Raw genomic sequence first — 15795 nt, 5'->3', positions numbered from 1 at the left:
TCCCGCCGATTCAGTGTGTCTGCTGCACCGGCCGGAGATCGGGCCGCTGCCGCAGCGGATGGCGTTCCTGGTCCATCGGTGCCGATGGTGGCGGCGCCGAAGAGGTGATCATGCCGAACAGCAATGCGCCGGCGAAGGCCAGATAGCCGATCATCATGCCAGTGAAAAATGCCAGATCTCCCGGAGTCATGACTGCAACCTTTCCTCGGTACCGCTCTCCTCCGGATACCCCTGACCGCAGACGCGGTTCCATCTGATTGCCTGCATGGAACACGGGTTCTGACACGGCGATGTCATGGTCGCGGCTCTTGTTTTCGCTGCTGCCGGTGCCTATGTCCCCCTGCATATCGGACTGCGTACCGAACGTGATTGCGTGTCGCTGAAAAGAGGGATTCTCCGGACATGATTGATCGCCCAGGAAGCGATGCGGCCAGCCATGCCGGTCGCAAGGTGTCCGCTGCGCCCGCAGCGGAAGCGCTGTCGATTTTCATTGCCGAAGATGATGCGGCCGTGGCCGAGGTGCTGACTGATTTCGTCAGCGATATCGGCCACCGTGTCGCTGCCGTCGAGACCAGCCACGCGGCGGCTCTCGCCGCGGCGGAGCAGATTGCCGCCGACATTGCGATTCTCGATATCAATCTCCAGGGCCGCCCGGGCTTTGCCGTTGCCGACCGTCTTACGGCGCGCGGCATTCCGGTGATCTTCGTCACCGGTCTCGGCATCCTGGAGCTGAGCGGCAAATACGAGGATGCCGTGCTGCTGAAAAAGCCGTTCAAGGCGGAAGAACTCGCCGAGGCGATCAGCCGCGTGCGCGTCGAGAAGCTCGCCGCTGCCGCGGTCACGTCAGGCGCATGGCGCGAAAGCAGGCGGCGGGAAAGACGCTCGAACTGACCGGCAGTGCGTTGTGGCGGTACAGCCGCCACAGGCGCCGGTCCCACACCGACAGATCCCCGCCCGCGGCGATGAGATAGACCTCGCCGCTGGCATCGCTCCACACGGTGCGGCCATCCAGCGCGTCGATCGCGGCGAAAATCTCGGCCGGCGCCGTGCCGGGCAGGAACCAGACCAGCAGTGGCGTGCGGCCATCCGGCGTTGCGGTGGCCGGTAAAGGCAGGCTGGCGCTGACCGCGGCGGAAGCGACGATGCCTGCCAGCAGCATCGCCGGGATCGGATGCGCGCCGCCACCGCCCGGATCCGCGCCGGCGCGGGCGCGCAGCCACAGGCCGGCGGCAACTGCCGCAACGCCGAAGACCGCGAGCCACAGCAGATCCCAGAGCAGCGGCGTCTCCACCGCCATGCGGATGCGGTGCAGGCCGAGCATCCAGTGGACCAGCGCGATATCGGTGATGTGCCAGATGCCGAAGCCGAGCAGCAGGCTGGCGGCCAGCCGGCGGCCGGAGCGGGCGGCGGCATCATGACGGTGGCGCCAGAGCAGCCAGAGGCCGATCGCCGCCAGCACATACATCAGCAGATGGAAGACGCCGTCGGCGAGAATCTGCACGCGGATGTCGCGCCATGTCTCGCCCTCGAGTCCGCTGAGCAGATGATGCCACTGCAGCACCTGATGCAGCAGGATGCCGTCGAAGAAGCCGCCGAGCGCGAAGCCGAGCAGGATTGCAGCTCTGCTGCTGCCGCCCCGGGACAGCGGTGGCATGGCTGCATTCATCTCGCCTCTCCGTGCGGTGGTCAGCGGTCCTGCTGGTAACCCTGGTGACGGGTGTTCTGGCTGATATCCGCGTGCCGGCCCTTGTGCGCGTTACGGTCGGTGGTCCTAGAGCCGCTCTCCTTCGCGGCGCCGGTGCCGGGCGCATTGCCCTGGTCGGCGAGGTTGCGCTGCTTCGGCGGCTGGTTCTGCGGCGGTACGGGCGGCGGACGGGTCATGACGCTACTCCCTGACTGAGCGGGTGAAACGACCGGGTGACGGCGGAAGTTCCGCCTGTGTCAGCCCTTGCCGTCGGCGCCGGTGCGGCCGTAGCGGCGATCCTTCGGCCGCGTGGTCGGGCGTTCGACCTGCTTCTGCGCATGGTCCAGCCCTTCGGGCTGCGGCACCTGTTCCTCAATGATCTCGTGATGCTCGGCGGCGAACTGGTCGTTGCCGTAGGTGCCGGGGCCGTAATGCCGCTGCGCTTCGGCGTTGCGGATCAGCGGCTCGGTATGCGCGGCGCCTGAGGCGCGACCGCGCGTGCCGGGGCGCTCGTGATGCTGCGTCGGCAGGTCGGGCAGGCGGGTCTTCTCGTTCTGCGGCATGGCGGCTCCTCCTGCATGCTGAGGAGAAACCCGCGGCGGAAGGGGTGGGTTCCGGTGAACGGATCCGGATGCGTCACCCTCGGCTGCGCCGAGGGTGACGATTCTTGTGCTGTGAAGGGACCTTGCCCGGGAGGTCAGGCTCCCGCCGCGACGATATGGTCGTAGGCGGGCAGGGTGAGGAATTCGGTGAATTCCTCGGCCAGCGCCAGCTTGCGGAAGATCTCCGCCGCTTCGGCGTATTTGCCGTTGTCGAACTTCTCCGCGCCGACCAGCTGCCTGGTCTTTTCCAGTTCTTCGTCTATGGTCTTCTCGATCAGCGCGGCATCGATCAGCCGGCCGTCGTCGAGCTTCGCCTTGTGGTGGCGCCATTGCCAGACCTGGGCGCGGCTGATCTCGGCGGTGGCGGCATCTTCCATCAGGTTGTAAAGCGGCACGCAGCCGATGCCGCGCAACCAGGCCTCGAGATAGCCGATCGAGACATTCACGTTCTGGCGCAGGCCGGCCTCGGTGATGCTGCCGTTCGGCATTTCCAGCAGGTCCTTCGCCTCGACATGCACGTCCTGGCGCTGGCGGGCGATCTGGTTGGCTTCCTTCATCACCGCGTCGAACTCGGCCTTGGCGATCTGCACCAGGCCGGGATGCGCCACCCAGGTGCCGTCATGGCCGTCGGTCGCCTCGCGCTTCTTGTCGGCCGCGACCTTGGCCATGGCCTCGGCATTGGCCTTCTCGTCGTTCTTGATCGGGATCAGCGCCGCCATGCCGCCCATGGCATGCACCCGGCGGCGGTGGCAGGTCTTGATCGCCAGCAGCGAGTAGTTGCGCATGAAGGGCACGGTCATGGTGACCTGCGCGCGGTCGGGCAGCACGGCCCAGGGCTGTTTCGCGAATTTCTTGATGAAGCTGAAGATGTAGTCCCAGCGGCCGCAGTTCAGGCCGGCCGAATGGGTGCGCAGCTCGTAGAGGATCTCGTCCATCTCGAAGGCGGCGAGGATGGTTTCGATCAGCACGGTGGCGCGGATCGTGCCGCGCGGCAGCTTCAGGTAATCCTCCGAGAAGTCGAAGACCTGGTTCCACAGCCGCGCTTCCAGATGGCTTTCCATCTTGGGCAGGTAGAAGTAGCTGCCCTTGCCCTGCTGCTGCCGAAGTTTCGCATTGTGTAAGAAGTAGAGGCCGAAATCGAACAGGCTGCCCGACATCGGCTCGCCGTCCACCATCATGTGGCGCTCGGGCAGGTGCCAGCCCCGCGGCCGCACGAACAGCGTCGCGGGCTTCGGGCCCAGCCTGTATTCCTTGCCGGAGGCCGGATCCCTGTACTCGATCACGCCCTTGTTGGCGTCGATCAGGTTGATCTGGCCGTCGATCAGGTTGTCCCACGATGGCGTCGAGGCATCCTCGAAATCGGCCATGAAGACATAGGCGCCGGAATTCAGCGCGTTGATCACCATCTTGCGGTCGACCGGCCCGGTGATCTCGACCCGGCGGTCGAGGATGTCGTCGGGCAGCGGCGCGACGGTCCAGTCGCCCTCGCGGATATGCTTCGTCTCGGGCAGGAAATCCGGCTTCTCGCCGGCATCCAGCCGCGCCTGGCGCTCGACGCGCTTCTCCAGCAGGCGCTTGCGCTCGGGGTTGAAGCGGCGCTGCAGCTCGGTGATGAAGGCGACCGCTTCTGCGTTCAGGATGGTTTCAAAACCCGGCTTGCAGGCTCCGGTGATGGTCACACCGGCCAGACGCGGCCATTCGGTCATCGGGGTCTCCCTGGATTCCGTGTTTCTTGCCTGATCGGGCAGGATAGGCGGTTCTGCGCCGCGGAATCAAGGAAGGCCCCTCCGACTCCACGGCGCTACGCGTTGGTGCCGCCGTCGACGGCGATCTGCGCGCCGGTCACATAGGCGCCGCCGGGCCCGGCCAGGAAAGCCACCATTGCCGCCACTTCCTCGGCCCGGCCATAGCGCCCGAGCGCGGTCAGCGCGCGCTGGCCATCCGCCGACGGACCGCTTGCCGGATTCATGTCGGTGTCAATCGGGCCGGGCTGGACGACGTTCACCGTGATGCCGCGCGGCCCGAGATCGCGGGCCAGCCCGCGGGTCATGCCGGTGATCGCCGCCTTGGACATGGAATAGAGCGTGATGCCGGGAAAGCGCACCGCCTCGCCGAGGCAGGAACCGATGGTGATGATGCGGCCGCCATCCGTCATGTGCTTCTCTGCGGCCAGCGCCGCGAGATAGGGCGCGCGGGTATTCACCGCCAGGATGCGGTCGATCTCCTCCAGGCTGTTGCCCTCGGTGACGATGCCGGCATTGACGACCAGGATGTCGAGCCGGCCGAGCGCGCTCGCGGCTTCGTCCACGGATGCGGTCACGGCCGCCGCATCGGCGCTGTCGGCCCGGATGGCAACCGCGCGGCCGCCCTTGCTCTCGATCCGCGTCACGACCGCGTCCGCCCTGTCCTTCGAGCCCTGGAAGGTCAGGGCCAGATCGGCGCCGGCCTCGGCCAGCGCCATGGCGATCGCCGCCCCGATGCCGCGGCTGCCGCCGGTCACCAATGCCGCCTTGCCCTTGAGATTCGTCATGTCCGTCTCCTGTTATGTAGTGGTCGATACATAATTAGGAGCGGCAAGGTAGGGCCTTGCTCCGGCGGGTCAAGCGGCTTACATAACGATTGCTACAGAATCGGATGGGAGCGCAGGAAACGGATATGGCTGGCAGGGCAGCGCCGCGCGGCCGGCCGCGCGGCTTCGACCGGGATGCGGCGCTGCGGGCCGCAATGGAGGTCTTCTGGCGCCGCGGCTACGAGGGCGCCTCGGTCAGCGATCTCACGCAGGCCATGGGCATCAATGCGCCGAGCCTCTATGCCGCCTTCGGCTGCAAGGAGGCCCTGTTCCGCGAAGCCGTGCGGCTTTACCAGGAGAGCGAGGGCGCCGGAGCGCGCCGGGCGATGGACGAGGCGCCGGACGCCCGCGCCATGGTGGAGGCGATGCTGCGCGCCAATATCCGCAGCTATACCGATCCGGCCAAGCCGCCCGGCTGCATGGTGGTGCTGGCCGCCATGCTGGGCACGCCGGAGAATGCGAAGGTCTGCGGCTTTCTCACCGGGATGCGCAAGGCCTCCGTTGCCGATCTGAAGAAACGGCTGGACCGCCACGGGGCGCGCGGCACCCTGCCCAGGGGAGCGGATACGGCGGCGCTGGCGCAGTTCTACGCGACGGTGCTGCAGGGACTCTCGATCCAGGCACGCGACGGCGCCTCGCGCCGGACGCTGGACCGCATCGCCGACGGCGCCATGGCCGCCTGGGACGGGCTGGTGGGCGGGACGCGCTAACCCCTGTAGGGATGCACCCTGCGCCAGTGCTCGGCGATGTCGATGCGGCGCGGCACCCAGACCTTCTCGTGGCGCTGGATGTAATCCATGAAGCGGGCCAGCGCGGCGGCGCGGCCAGGACGGCCGGCGAGCCGGCAGTGCAAAGCCACGGTCATCATCTTCGGCGCACCGTCGAGCCCCTCGCGGTAGAGCACGTCGAAGGCATCCTTCAGATAGTCGAAGAAATCCGTGCCGGTGGCGAAGCCGTGCAGCTGGCCGAATTTCATGTCGTTGCAGTCGAAGGTGTAGGGAATGACGAGTTGTGGCTTCTTGCCCACCAGGGTCCAGTAGGGCAGGTCGTCGTCATAGGCATCGGAATCGTAGAGGAAGCCGCCTTCCTCGACGACCAGCCGGCGCGTGTTGGACGACAGCCGGCCGGTATACCAGCCCAGCGGCCGCTGGCCGGTTGCCTGCTCGATGGCTGCGATGGCCAGCTTCATATGCGCGCGCTCGGTGGCGACGGGCACTTTCGCATAGTCGTACCAGCGCCAGCCATGGCTCGCGACCTCATGGCCGGCCTCGTGCATCGCCCGGGCGGCCTCCGGATGCCGCGCCACTGCCATGCCGACCGCCCAGGAGGTGAAGTGCATCTCGCGCTCGGCGAACAGCCGCATGAGGCGCCAGAAGCCGGCGCGGCTGCCGTAGTCGTAGACCGACTCCACCTGCTCGTCGCGCATGCGCTCGCGCGGCACGCCGCCCGGCACCTCGTGCAGGAAAGTCTCCGAGACCTTGTCGCCATGCAGGATGCTGCGTTCGCCGCCTTCCTCGTAATTGACGACGAAGTTGACCGCGATCAGCGCCCCGCCCGGCCATTGCGGGTCGGGCGGACTGGCGCCGTAGCCGATCAGGTCGCGCGGATAGGGTTTCTTCCCCAGCGCGGCGGCGACGATGTCGGTCGTCTTCTTCCGTGCGGTCTTCTTCTTCGCCATGCTCAGCCCAGCAGCTCGTACAGGGTGCGGGCAACCACCTCGGTCGCCTTGTAGAGATCGCTTAAGACCAGCTTCTCGTCGGCGCGGTGGCCGTTGGCTTCCAGCAGGTTGCGCGGCCCGGCGCCGTAGAGAACGGTCTTCACACCGGCGGCGGAGTAATGCCGTGCATCGGTGTAGAGCGGAATGCCTTCGGTGCCGACCGGCTTGCCCATCACCTCGGTGGCGTTGCGGGCGAGGATGTCGATCAGTCTGTCGACGCCCTCCACCCTGCCGAAGGGCCGCGCCAGCATGATGCGCTTCACCTCGACGCTGATGCCGGGCAGGCCGTTCACCGCGCCGTTGATCAGCGCGCGCAGTTCGGTTTCCGCCTGCTCGGGATTCTCTTCCGGAATCAGGCGGCGGTCGAGGCGGAAGGTCACCCTGTCGGGCACCACATTGGTGTTGATGCCGCCGCTGATCAGCCCGACCACCAGCGATGGCGTGGTGATGCCTTCCACGCCGGAGCGGATCTTCGCCAGCGTGCCGCGATAGGTGTAGAGCGCCTGCAGCACCTTCGTGGCCGCTTCCAGCGCGTCATGGCCGGTATCGGGCCTGGCGGCGTGGGCGGAGCGGCCGTTCACGGTGACCTCCAGATGCAGGCAGCCGTTATGCGCCGTGGTGATGGCGTAGGAGAAGCCGGCCGAGAAGGCGTAGTCGGGTTTCGAGATGCCCTGTTCCAGCAGCCACTGCGGGCCGATGGCGCCGCCGGCCTCCTCGTCATAGGTGAGATGCAGCTCGATCGTGCCGTTCAGCCTGCGGCCCAGCGATTCCAGCGCCAGCAGGGCATAGGAATAGGTGACGAAATCGGACTTCGAAACCGCGACGCCGCGGCCATACATGACGCCGTCCTTCACCACGGCGCCGTAAGGGTCGACGCTCCAGCCTTCGCCGGGCGCCACCACGTCGCCATGGGCGTTCAGCGCCACGACCGGGCCTTCGCCGAATTTCTTTCGCACCACCAGATTGGTGCAGGAGATCATGCCGTTGGCCTTCACCAGGTCATCCGGCACGGGATGACGCTCGACGGTGAAGCCGAGTTTCTCCAGCAGCTCGGCGGCGCGCCTCGCATGGGGCGCGCAGTCGCCCGGCGGATTGTCGGACGGCACCTTCACCAGTTCGGCCAGCATGGCGGCCATCTCGCCCTGGCGGGCGGTGACAAAGTCATGAATGGCCGCGGCGGCAGTCTTGTCGATGGTCATGGCGGAGTCCTACTGAACCGGTGCGCGGAAATTCTCGATGAAATGCAGCAGGGCCGCCGTCGCCACCTCGACATCCTCGGGCAGAACGGCTTCCAGCGGATTGTGGCTGATGCCGCGCGTGCAGCGCATGAACATCATGCCGATGGGGCAGAGCGGCGCCAGCGTCGCCGCATCATGGCCGGCACCCGACGGCAGCCGCATGGTCGGCAGGCCCTGTGCCCTGATGGCGGCTTCCACCGCATCCATCAGCGCCGGATGGCAGGGCGTGGCGGTGGAGTTGTAAAGCTCGGTCACGGTGAAGGTCAGGTTGCGGCGGGCGCAGACCGCCTCGATCTCGCGCAGCACGTCGGCAATCGCGGCATCGCGGGTCGCGTCGTCGCCGGCGCGGATGTCGATGGAGAACCGTGTCATGCCGGGAATGACGTTCATTGCGCCGGGCAGCGCCTCCATCATGCCCACCGTGCCGACCAGCGTCGGCGTGCCGGTGCAGCGCCTCTCGATGAAGGTCACGATCTCGGCGGCGGCCACCAGGGCGTCCTGGCGCTGGCCCATCGGCACGGTTCCGGCATGGCCGGCCAGGCCGGTGATCTCGACCCGGTGGCGGCGCGCGCCGGAGATTGCGGTGACGACGCCCAGGGCAAGACCCTCATTCTCCAGCACCGGGCCCTGCTCGATATGCAGTTCCATGAAGGCGGCGACGCTGCCCTTTCTGCGGGCGCAGGACCCGATCTTTGCCGGATCGAGGCCGAAGGCTCTGTAGGCTTCGCCCATGCTGACGCCGTTGCGGTCCTTCGTTTCCAGCATCGCCGGGTCGAAGGTGCCGGCAATGGCGCGACTGCCGGTCATCGGCGCGCCGAAGCGGGTGCCTTCCTCGTTCACGAAGCCGACCACCTCGATGGCATGGTCGAGGCGCTTGCCGCGTCGGTCCAGGTCGGCGACGCAGGCGATCGGCGCGATCACGCCCAGCATGCCATCGTATTTGCCGGCATTGCGCACGGTATCGAGATGCGAGCCCAGCATCAGGACGGGCGCATCCGCCTGGCTGCCCTCGTAGCGGCCAACCACGTTGCCGGCAGCATCGTGATGCACCGTCATGCCGGCCTCGCGCATCCAGCCGGCGACCTTCTCATGGGCCTGCTTCTGCTCGGGCGTGAGGAAGGTGCGCAGCAGGAAATCCGGGCTTTCGCTGATCCGGCCCAGTTCGTCGAGGCGGGCCAGCATGGTATCGGCGAAGCGGAAAGCGGTCATGAGCGGAATCCGGAAGGCTGCGGGAGATGGCCGGACCATACACCGGGGCCGGTTTTCCTCCAAGGCTGGGGCTGGCCAAGCGCCGGGTCATCCGCTAGCAACAAAAAGGGAGGAACGCCGATGACACGCGATCCGGAAGGCCTTCTGCAAGCGATGTTCGACGCCGCCCGCAAGGCGGCCGATCCGGCCGTCTGCGTGCCGCCGCATCTGCCGCGACCGCCGAAAGGGCGCACGATCGTCGTCGGTGCCGGCAAGGCTGCCGCGAGCATGGCGCGCGCCGTCGAGCAGGCCTGGCCGGGTGAACTCGAGGGCCTGGTGCTGACGCGCTACGGCCATGCCGTGCCCTGCGAACGCACCCGCGTCGCCGAAGGCGCCCATCCCGTGCCCGATGCCGCCGGCGAGAAAGCCGCGGGGCTGATCCTGGGCATGGTGCAGGGACTCACCGAGAACGATCTCGTGCTCTGCCTGATTTCCGGCGGCGGCTCGGCGCTGCTGGCCCTGCCGGCGCCCGGACTGACGCTCGCCGACAAGCAGGCGGTGAACCAGGCCCTGCTGAAATCCGGTGCCAACATCGCCGAGATGAATTGCGTGCGCAAACATCTCTCGCGCATCAAGGGCGGCCGTCTGGCGGCCGCAGCTGCGCCGGCGCGCGTCGTTTCGCTGCTGATTTCCGACGTGCCGGGCGACGATCCGGCGGTCATCGCCTCCGGCCCCACCGTGCCCGATCCGACCAGCTTTGCCGATGCGCGCGCCGTGCTGGAAAAATACGGCATTGAGGCGCCGCACGCCGTGCGCCGGCACCTCGAACAGGCCGCGCAGGAGACGCCGAAACCGGGCGATCCCGTCTTTGCCCGCACGGAAACCGTGATGGTGGCGACGCCGCAGATGGCGCTGGAGGCCGCCGCGAAAGTCGCGCGCGAGGCCGGAATTGTGCCGGTGATTCTCGGCGATGCCATCGAGGGCGAGGCGCGCGAGGTGGCGCAGGTCATGGCCGGCATCGCGCGCCAGGTGCGCCGCCACGGCCAGCCGGCGGCGGCGCCCTGCGTCCTGCTCTCGGGCGGCGAGACCACGGTCACGGTGCGCGGCAAGGGCCGCGGCGGGCGAAATGCGGAATTCCTCACCGCGCTGGCCGTGGCGCTGGACGGCGCGGAGGGAATTTACGCACTGGCCGCCGACACCGACGGCATCGACGGCAGCGAGGACAATGCCGGCGCCTGGCTCGCGCCTGACAGCATCGCGCGCGCCGCCGCCAAAGGCGTCTCGGCCAAGGCCTGCCTGGCCGACAATGACGGCTACGGCTTCTTCCAGGCCGCGGGCGGACTGATCACGACCGGACCGACGCTCACCAACGTGAACGACTTCCGGGCGATACTTGTGCTGTAGCTGGTCAGGCCACGGCAGCAAGCCCATACCCATCACTGTCCTGCCCGGGCTTGACCCGGGCATCCATCCCGACCCTTGGCACGCCGGAACCGGTATTGGACCTCGGGCTTCGTCCAAGGATGACGGTTCGTTGATAGCCGGATAAAGTGCACAATCATGACCACACTTGCCGAACTCAACGCCATGTCCGAGGCGGATTTCGTTGCCGCGCTGGGCGACATTTTCGAGCATTCGCCCTGGGTGCCGCAGCGGGCCGCCGCGAAGCGGCCCTTTTCCAGCCTCGACTCCCTGCATGGCGCGATGGTCGATGTGATGTGGGCCGCATCGGAAGACGAGAAGCTGGCGCTGCTGCGCGCGCATCCGCAGCTGGCCGGCCGGGAAGCCGATGCCGGCACGCTGACCGCGCATTCCACCTCCGAGCAGGACAGCGTCGGCCTCACCCGGCTGACGCCTGAGGAGAAGCAGCGGATCGTTGCGCTGAACGCCGCCTATCTGGAACGCCACGGCTTTCCCTTCATCATCGCGGTGAAGCTGCGGACCAAGAGCCAGATCTTTGCCGAATTCGAGCGCCGGCTGGCTAATGACCGGGAGAAGGAATTCGCCACCGCGCTGTGCGAGGTTGGGAAGATTGCCCGCCTGCGCCTCGAAGCCCTGCCGGACATGAAGGAGTGATGCGATGGGCCGCCTGAGCACCCATGTACTGGATACGATGCATGGCAAGCCGGCAGAGGGCATCGAGATTGCGCTGTATGCGCTGGACGGCGGGCAGCGCAGGCTGCTGAAGACGGTGACGACCAACAGCGACGGCCGGACCGATGCGCCCTTGCTGGCGGGCGAGGAATACAGGCCGGGCCAGTATGAGCTGGTCTTCCAGGTCGGCGCCTATTTCCGCGGCAGGGGCGTGGCGCTGCCGCAGCCGGCTTTCCTCGACAGCATCCCGATCCGCTTCGCCATGGCCGATGCCGACGGGCATTACCATGTGCCGCTGCTGGTCTCGCCCTGGAGCTATTCCACCTATCGGGGGTCGTGATGAGCGATCATGCCGGTTTCATGCGGCGGGCGATCGCGCTCAGCCGCGAGCATATGGAAGCCAACCATGGCGGGCCGTTCGGCGCCGTCATCGTGATGGACGGGAAAATCGTCGGTGAGGGCTGGAATCAGGTGACCGGCGCCAACGACCCGACCGCCCATGCCGAGGTGGTAGCCATCCGCGACGCCTGCCGGAGGCTGGGACGCTTCGACCTGCGGGGCGCGGTGCTCTATACCAGCTGCGAGCCCTGTCCGATGTGCCTCGCGGCCACCTACTGGGCGCGCATCGACCGGCTCTACTACGCCAATACGCAGGCCGATGCGGCAGCCATCGATTTCGACGACGCCTTTCTCTATCGCGAACTGGCCCTGCCGATGGAGAAGCGCAGCCTGAAATGCGAGCAGATCCTGCGCGACGAGGCGCAGCAGGTTTTTCAGGCCTGGACCGTGAAGCCCGACAAGGTGCCTTACTAGGGAGGCCGTCATGAAACGTCTCGTACTCGCCGCCACGCTGGCGCTGCTGCCGATGGCCGCTCACGCCCAGCATCAGCCGCAGCCCTATGCGGGCCAGGAAAGCCGAACCATCAAGGCGCTGTCGCCACAGGAGACGGCCGATCTTCTGGCCGGCCGCGGCATGGGCCTGGCCAGGGCGGCCGAGCTCAACTCCTATCCCGGGCCGGCGCATGCGCTGGAGCTGCGCGAACAGCTCGGCCTCGACGCGGCGCAGGTGGCGGCTCTGGAGGACCAGAAGCGCCGCATGGCAGACGCGGCGATCACGCTGGGCAGGCAGCTCGTATCGGCCGAACGCGAGCTGGACCGGCTGTTCGCCGAACGCCGCATCGATGCGGCCGCGCTGCAGGCCAGGACCGAAGAGATCGGCCGCATGCAGGGCCGGCTTCGCGCCGTGCATCTGGCGACCCATCTGGAAACCCGCAGTGTTCTGACGGAGGCGCAGATCCGGCGCTATGACGAGCTGCGCGGGTATACGAACACAGCGCCGGCGCAGCAGCACCGGCACAGGCACTAGTCGATCTTCGCGCCGGCGGCGATCCAGGCGCCGAGCAGCTGGCGTTCCTCGTCGGTCATCTCGGTGGCATTGCCCGGCGGCATGGCCTCGGTGCGCACCGCCTGCTGGTTGATCGCGGCGGCGAAGCGGCGCATCTGCTGTGGCGTTTCCAGCATCACGCCCTTGGGCGCCTCGGCAATGCCGTCGAAGGTCGGCCGCGCCGCATGGCAGGCGGTGCAGCGTGATGCCACCACCTTCTGGACCTCCTCGATGCCTGCATCGCCGGCAAAGTCGCTGCGGCGCGGATCCCAGGCGGTGAAGAAGACCAGCCCGATCACCAGCGCGAAGGAGACGGCGAGGAATTCGTAACGCTGGCCGCGGCCCTGGTTTTTCAGGTTGAAGAAATGCCGCACCAGGCCGCCGATGATCATGACCACCGCGAGGATGACCCAGCCGTAGGGATGACCGTAGGTCATCGGGTAATGGTTGCTGATCATCGCGAACAGCACCGGCAGGGTCAGGTAGTTGTTGTGCAACGAGCGCTGCTTGGCCTGCTTGCCGTAGGCCGGATCGGGCGTCTGGCCGGCCAGCATCTGCGCGACCGCCTTCTTCTGGTTCGGGATGATCACCATCGCCACATTGGCAGTCATGATCGTGCCGAGCAGGGCGCCGACATGCAGATAGGCGGCGCGCGCCGAGAAGACCTGCGCATAGCCGTAGGTCGCCGCCACCAGCATCACGAAGCCGATGCAGGCCAGCAGCGCGGTGTTGTTGCCCAGCGGCGACTTGCAGAGCCGGTCGTAGACGATCCAGCCGAGGATCAGCGAGGCGACGCTGATGCCGATCGCCGCCGGCGCGCTGAGCGGCAGGACGTTGGGGTCGATCAGGTAGAGGTCGGCGCCGGCATAGTAGAGCACGCCGAGCAGGAAGAAGCCCGACAGCCAGGTGAAGTAGCTCTCGTATTTGAACCAGTGCAGTTCAGGGGGCAACTGCGGCGGCGCGACGGAGTATTTCTCGGTGAAATAGAAGCCGCCGCCATGGATCATCCAGGCTTCGCCCAGTACGCCGGATTTCGGCTGCTGGCCCTGCCGCAGCGAATTGTCGAGCCAGACGAAGAAAAAAGACGAGCCGATCCAGGCGATGCCGAAGACCAGGTGCATCCAGCGCAGCACCAGGTTGAGCCAGTCGAGCGAAAGGTCGGTCATGGACGGGAATGACTCCGGACGGGGCGCGAACCGCGCCGTCCAGCCGTAAAGCCGGTCGCGGCGGCCGTCAACCCGCTTTCCCGCTACCGTCTTTTCCGTCGCTGTCCGTCAGTTGAGCTGGCGCGGCGGATCAGGCTCCAGTTCCGCCAGCATGGCCCGAACCGAGTCGAGGTGCGGGTTCAGATCGAGTGCGGCGGCGAAGGCCGCCGCCGCCGCGGCGGTCTCGCCATGGCGCAGGCAGATCTGGCCGAAGCCGCAGATGGCGCCGAAATGCCGGGGCTCGAGTTCCAGCGTGCGGCGGATATCGGCGATGCTGTCGTCGTCGCGATGCTGCAGGAAGCGCAGCGTCGCGCGCTTGTTCCAGGCCTCGGCCCAGTAGGGCGCGTCGCGCAGCAGCGCGGCCAGCAGGACGTCGGCTTCGGCGAAGCGGCGCCGGGCGATGGCGGCGATGACGCACTGCATCCGCGCTTCCAGCGCGGGGTCGTCATGGCCGGTCCAGATCGCCCAGATCTCGTCCTCGATCTCGTCGGCCGGCCGGTCCGGCAGCACACGGTGCAGCGCCTCGAACAGCGCATCGAGCCTGCGATCGCGTTCGCGCCGGCCGGAATTCAGTCCGGGCCGCGGTTCAACCGCCATGCCGGACCCGTGCAGCAGGCCGGCCGGCGCGTCCGCCCGCGGCCCGCTCAGAATCAGCTTCAGTGTTTCCGTGACCGGCAGGGTCATGCCCGGCTCCCTGTTCCTGCCGCCCCATCGGCCTATCAGTTAGTCCAAAGGCCGCGGGCGGCGAGGTGCGATGCGGGTTTTCTGGGCAGTGATCATGCTGCTGCTCGTCTGGACCGGCGCGGCCGCGGCCAGCGAGACGGCGGCGCTGTGGGAGGCCCTGCGGCAGGGGCAGGCCGTCGCACTGGTCCGCCATGCCGAGGCGCCGGGCGCCGGCGACCCGCCCGGCTTCCGGCTCGACGACTGCGCCAGCCAGCGCAATCTCTCGGATGCCGGCCGGAACCAGGCGCGGCGGCTCGGCAACGCCTTCCGGCAGCATGGCATCGACCGGGCGCTGGTGCTGACCAGCGCCTGGTGCCGGGCTCGGGAGACCGCCGCCCTCATGGAGCTCGGCATGCCGGATGTCGCGCCGGCTCTGGCCTCGCTGCACGGCCGCAGCGCGGCGCGGGAGGCACAGATCGCGGAACTGAAGGCGCTGATCGCCAGTCTGCCGGAGCATCGCGCGCTGGTGCTGGTTTCGCACCAGGCGACCATCGCTGCCCTGGTGCAGACCTATCCCGGCAGCGGCGAGGTGGTGGTCGTCGACCGCCGCAGCCTGCAGGTGCTCGGCCGGCTGACGGCGCGCTAGCCGCCGAGCGGATAGCGGCCGGCGATGCGGAAGGGTCTGTCCGGCGCCGTCTGCACGAAGAGGCAGATGTCGTCGACGCGGTATTCCGTGCGGGTGAAGCGCGCCGTCATCGCCTGCAGATGCCGCTCGAGCGCCGCGCTTTCCGCCGCATCCGGAACGTCCCCGGTCAGGGTGAAGTGCAGGCGGAACTCTTCCATCACATAGGGATAGCCCCATTGCAGCAGATACTCTTCCTGGCGCGGCGTCAGTCGGGCGGCGCGGCGGCGTGCCAGTTCCTGCTCGCTGGGCGGCGCGCGCAGGTGATCGAAGTCGCGCACGCAATCAGCGGCGAGCGCCTGGATCTCCTCGCTGGGCGCCGAAGGGACCAGCGCGAAGAACCCGCCGATCTTCGCAAGCTTCAGCGGCGGCAGGCGCAGCGGCCGCCGGACCATGGTGAAGCGTTCCAACGCGACGATCAGCCGGGCCTCGTCGCAGCCTTCGGCAAGGCGGAAGGGCGGTTTCAGCGTGGCATGGAAGCCGTAGCGGCGCGGCGCTTCGGTGAGCGCGGCGATCCGCGCCGCGGCGAGGCCGGCGGCGGGTTCAGGCTGATAGGAGCGGCCGGTCTCAGGATCATGGCCGAGCCAGCGGGCAGCGGCCTGGCTCAGCGGGTCGGCGGGCGGTGGCGCAAGGTAGAGGGCGAAACGGGGGGAGGAAACGGTGGACATCGGCAGCCGGAAACGAATGCGTTCCGGCATTGCTACGGCGCGCTGGCCTTATCGTAAAGAGCCAAGCCGCAACCGGTCCGGCGGTGCGGCGGCAGGTTGCG

General features: G+C 67.7%; 20 protein-coding genes. 8 read left to right on the top strand and 12 right to left on the bottom strand.

The genetic code is table 11. The features are described 5' to 3' along the window. Positions 1-10: 10 nt before the first annotated feature. Positions 11-190, bottom strand: coding sequence for a hypothetical protein (locus tag VKZ87_RS07000; RefSeq protein WP_324220531.1), 180 nt, complete (start codon positions 188-190; stop codon positions 11-13). A gap of 212 nt (positions 191-402) precedes the next feature. Between VKZ87_RS07000 and VKZ87_RS06995 the strand changes: the two genes are divergently transcribed. After that, positions 403-891 carry a response regulator gene (locus VKZ87_RS06995; protein ID WP_324220530.1) on the top strand — a complete coding sequence of 163 codons (489 nt, stop codon included), beginning with the start codon at positions 403-405 and terminating at the stop codon, positions 889-891. Here VKZ87_RS06995 and VKZ87_RS06990 read toward each other — a convergent pair. The 5 genes from VKZ87_RS06990 to VKZ87_RS06970 form a co-directional block, all read right to left on the bottom strand. Beyond that, positions 839-1666 (bottom strand): DUF2243 domain-containing protein, encoded by an 828-nt coding sequence (locus VKZ87_RS06990; RefSeq protein ID WP_324220529.1) that lies wholly within the window; start codon positions 1664-1666, stop codon positions 839-841. The genes VKZ87_RS06995 and VKZ87_RS06990 overlap by 53 nt on opposite strands. A gap of 20 nt (positions 1667-1686) precedes the next feature. Next, a complete protein-coding gene (locus tag VKZ87_RS06985) occupies positions 1687-1881 on the bottom strand; it encodes a hypothetical protein (protein ID WP_324220528.1) in 195 nt (64 codons plus the stop codon). A gap of 60 nt (positions 1882-1941) precedes the next feature. Further along, positions 1942-2247 (bottom strand): hypothetical protein, encoded by a 306-nt coding sequence (locus VKZ87_RS06980; protein WP_324220527.1) that lies wholly within the window; start codon positions 2245-2247, stop codon positions 1942-1944. Positions 2248-2381: 134 nt separating this feature from the next. Continuing rightward, positions 2382-3992: a malate synthase A gene (gene aceB, locus VKZ87_RS06975; protein WP_324220526.1), complete on the bottom strand. Its 1611-nt coding sequence runs from the start codon at positions 3990-3992 to the stop codon at positions 2382-2384. A gap of 95 nt (positions 3993-4087) precedes the next feature. Next, positions 4088-4816 (bottom strand): SDR family oxidoreductase, encoded by a 729-nt coding sequence (locus VKZ87_RS06970; protein ID WP_324220525.1) that lies wholly within the window; start codon positions 4814-4816, stop codon positions 4088-4090. A 125-nt stretch (positions 4817-4941) separates the two neighbouring features. On the opposite strand from VKZ87_RS06970, the gene VKZ87_RS06965 reads away from it, so the two are divergent. Beyond that, positions 4942-5565, top strand: a complete 624-nt coding sequence (locus VKZ87_RS06965; protein WP_324220524.1) for a TetR/AcrR family transcriptional regulator — start codon at positions 4942-4944, stop codon at positions 5563-5565. Here VKZ87_RS06965 and puuE read toward each other — a convergent pair. Genes puuE through VKZ87_RS06950 form a run of 3 tightly spaced genes read right to left on the bottom strand, consistent with a single transcriptional unit; the run spans position 5562 to position 9019 of the window. Next, positions 5562-6533, bottom strand: a complete 972-nt coding sequence (gene puuE, locus VKZ87_RS06960; protein ID WP_324220523.1) for an allantoinase PuuE — start codon at positions 6531-6533, stop codon at positions 5562-5564. The genes VKZ87_RS06965 and puuE overlap by 4 nt on opposite strands. A gap of 2 nt (positions 6534-6535) precedes the next feature. Next, entirely contained in the window at positions 6536-7771 is a 1236-nt protein-coding gene (locus VKZ87_RS06955; protein ID WP_414655631.1) for an ArgE/DapE family deacylase, read from the bottom strand. A gap of 9 nt (positions 7772-7780) precedes the next feature. After that, a complete protein-coding gene (locus VKZ87_RS06950; protein ID WP_324220522.1) occupies positions 7781-9019 on the bottom strand; it encodes an allantoate amidohydrolase in 1239 nt (412 codons plus the stop codon). A gap of 120 nt (positions 9020-9139) precedes the next feature. On the opposite strand from VKZ87_RS06950, the gene VKZ87_RS06945 reads away from it, so the two are divergent. The 5 genes from VKZ87_RS06945 to VKZ87_RS06925 all read left to right on the top strand — a co-directional run bounded on the left by VKZ87_RS06945 (position 9140) and on the right by VKZ87_RS06925 (position 12458). Next, positions 9140-10402: a glycerate kinase gene (locus VKZ87_RS06945; RefSeq protein WP_324220521.1), complete on the top strand. Its 1263-nt coding sequence runs from the start codon at positions 9140-9142 to the stop codon at positions 10400-10402. A gap of 156 nt (positions 10403-10558) precedes the next feature. Beyond that, entirely contained in the window at positions 10559-11074 is a 516-nt protein-coding gene (gene uraD, locus VKZ87_RS06940) for a 2-oxo-4-hydroxy-4-carboxy-5-ureidoimidazoline decarboxylase (protein WP_324220520.1), read from the top strand. A 4-nt stretch (positions 11075-11078) separates the two neighbouring features. Then, entirely contained in the window at positions 11079-11432 is a 354-nt protein-coding gene (uraH, locus tag VKZ87_RS06935) for a hydroxyisourate hydrolase (RefSeq protein WP_324220519.1), read from the top strand. Continuing rightward, entirely contained in the window at positions 11432-11905 is a 474-nt protein-coding gene (locus tag VKZ87_RS06930) for a nucleoside deaminase (RefSeq protein WP_324220518.1), read from the top strand. The genes uraH and VKZ87_RS06930 overlap by 1 nt, the downstream gene beginning before the upstream one ends. A 10-nt stretch (positions 11906-11915) precedes the next feature. After that, positions 11916-12458: a hypothetical protein gene (locus tag VKZ87_RS06925; RefSeq protein WP_324220517.1), complete on the top strand. Its 543-nt coding sequence runs from the start codon at positions 11916-11918 to the stop codon at positions 12456-12458. Here the strand turns inward: VKZ87_RS06925 and VKZ87_RS06920 are convergent. Beyond that, positions 12455-13642, bottom strand: a complete 1188-nt coding sequence (locus tag VKZ87_RS06920; protein ID WP_324220516.1) for a urate hydroxylase PuuD — start codon at positions 13640-13642, stop codon at positions 12455-12457. The two genes, VKZ87_RS06925 and VKZ87_RS06920, sit on opposite strands and share 4 nt — an antisense overlap. A 108-nt stretch (positions 13643-13750) precedes the next feature. Beyond that, positions 13751-14365, bottom strand: a complete 615-nt coding sequence (locus tag VKZ87_RS06915) for a hypothetical protein (RefSeq protein WP_324220515.1) — start codon at positions 14363-14365, stop codon at positions 13751-13753. Between the two features lie 70 nt (positions 14366-14435). On the opposite strand from VKZ87_RS06915, the gene VKZ87_RS06910 reads away from it, so the two are divergent. After that, complete coding sequence (locus VKZ87_RS06910; RefSeq protein WP_324220514.1) at positions 14436-14990, top strand: histidine phosphatase family protein; 555 nt, start codon at positions 14436-14438, stop codon at positions 14988-14990. Here the strand turns inward: VKZ87_RS06910 and VKZ87_RS06905 are convergent. Continuing rightward, complete coding sequence (locus tag VKZ87_RS06905; RefSeq protein WP_324220513.1) at positions 14987-15724, bottom strand: DUF1045 domain-containing protein; 738 nt, start codon at positions 15722-15724, stop codon at positions 14987-14989. The genes VKZ87_RS06910 and VKZ87_RS06905 overlap by 4 nt on opposite strands. Between the last annotated feature and the right edge of the window lie 71 nt (positions 15725-15795).

This window comes from Ferrovibrio sp., assembly GCF_035304305.1.
In the GTDB taxonomy this organism is placed as follows: Bacteria; Pseudomonadota; Alphaproteobacteria; order Ferrovibrionales; family Ferrovibrionaceae; genus Ferrovibrio.
This window is presented reverse-complemented; position numbering and strand designations above follow the sequence as displayed.

What these genes read in the sequence shown, in the direction of transcription:
- VKZ87_RS06915 (WP_324220515.1), bottom strand. Translation starts at nt 14,365, where the DNA reads ATGACCCTGCCGGTCACGGAAACACTGAAGCTGATTCTGAGCGGGCCG.
- VKZ87_RS06970 (WP_324220525.1), bottom strand. Translation starts at nt 4,816, where the DNA reads ATGACGAATCTCAAGGGCAAGGCGGCATTGGTGACCGGCGGCAGCCGC.
- puuE (WP_324220523.1), bottom strand. Translation starts at nt 6,533, where the DNA reads ATGGCGAAGAAGAAGACCGCACGGAAGAAGACGACCGACATCGTCGCC.
- uraD (WP_324220520.1), top strand. Translation starts at nt 10,559, where the DNA reads ATGACCACACTTGCCGAACTCAACGCCATGTCCGAGGCGGATTTCGTT.
- VKZ87_RS06950 (WP_324220522.1), bottom strand. Translation starts at nt 9,019, where the DNA reads ATGACCGCTTTCCGCTTCGCCGATACCATGCTGGCCCGCCTCGACGAA.
- VKZ87_RS06945 (WP_324220521.1), top strand. Translation starts at nt 9,140, where the DNA reads ATGACACGCGATCCGGAAGGCCTTCTGCAAGCGATGTTCGACGCCGCC.
- VKZ87_RS07000 (WP_324220531.1), bottom strand. Translation starts at nt 190, where the DNA reads ATGACTCCGGGAGATCTGGCATTTTTCACTGGCATGATGATCGGCTAT.
- VKZ87_RS06910 (WP_324220514.1), top strand. Translation starts at nt 14,436, where the DNA reads ATGCGGGTTTTCTGGGCAGTGATCATGCTGCTGCTCGTCTGGACCGGC.
- VKZ87_RS06980 (WP_324220527.1), bottom strand. Translation starts at nt 2,247, where the DNA reads ATGCCGCAGAACGAGAAGACCCGCCTGCCCGACCTGCCGACGCAGCAT.
- aceB (WP_324220526.1), bottom strand. Translation starts at nt 3,992, where the DNA reads ATGACCGAATGGCCGCGTCTGGCCGGTGTGACCATCACCGGAGCCTGC.
- VKZ87_RS06995 (WP_324220530.1), top strand. Translation starts at nt 403, where the DNA reads ATGATTGATCGCCCAGGAAGCGATGCGGCCAGCCATGCCGGTCGCAAG.
- VKZ87_RS06930 (WP_324220518.1), top strand. Translation starts at nt 11,432, where the DNA reads ATGAGCGATCATGCCGGTTTCATGCGGCGGGCGATCGCGCTCAGCCGC.
- VKZ87_RS06955 (WP_414655631.1), bottom strand. Translation starts at nt 7,771, where the DNA reads ATGACCATCGACAAGACTGCCGCCGCGGCCATTCATGACTTTGTCACC.
- VKZ87_RS06965 (WP_324220524.1), top strand. Translation starts at nt 4,942, where the DNA reads ATGGCTGGCAGGGCAGCGCCGCGCGGCCGGCCGCGCGGCTTCGACCGG.
- VKZ87_RS06985 (WP_324220528.1), bottom strand. Translation starts at nt 1,881, where the DNA reads ATGACCCGTCCGCCGCCCGTACCGCCGCAGAACCAGCCGCCGAAGCAG.
- VKZ87_RS06990 (WP_324220529.1), bottom strand. Translation starts at nt 1,666, where the DNA reads ATGAATGCAGCCATGCCACCGCTGTCCCGGGGCGGCAGCAGCAGAGCT.
- VKZ87_RS06920 (WP_324220516.1), bottom strand. Translation starts at nt 13,642, where the DNA reads ATGACCGACCTTTCGCTCGACTGGCTCAACCTGGTGCTGCGCTGGATG.
- VKZ87_RS06905 (WP_324220513.1), bottom strand. Translation starts at nt 15,724, where the DNA reads ATGCCGGAACGCATTCGTTTCCGGCTGCCGATGTCCACCGTTTCCTCC.
- VKZ87_RS06925 (WP_324220517.1), top strand. Translation starts at nt 11,916, where the DNA reads ATGAAACGTCTCGTACTCGCCGCCACGCTGGCGCTGCTGCCGATGGCC.
- uraH (WP_324220519.1), top strand. Translation starts at nt 11,079, where the DNA reads ATGGGCCGCCTGAGCACCCATGTACTGGATACGATGCATGGCAAGCCG.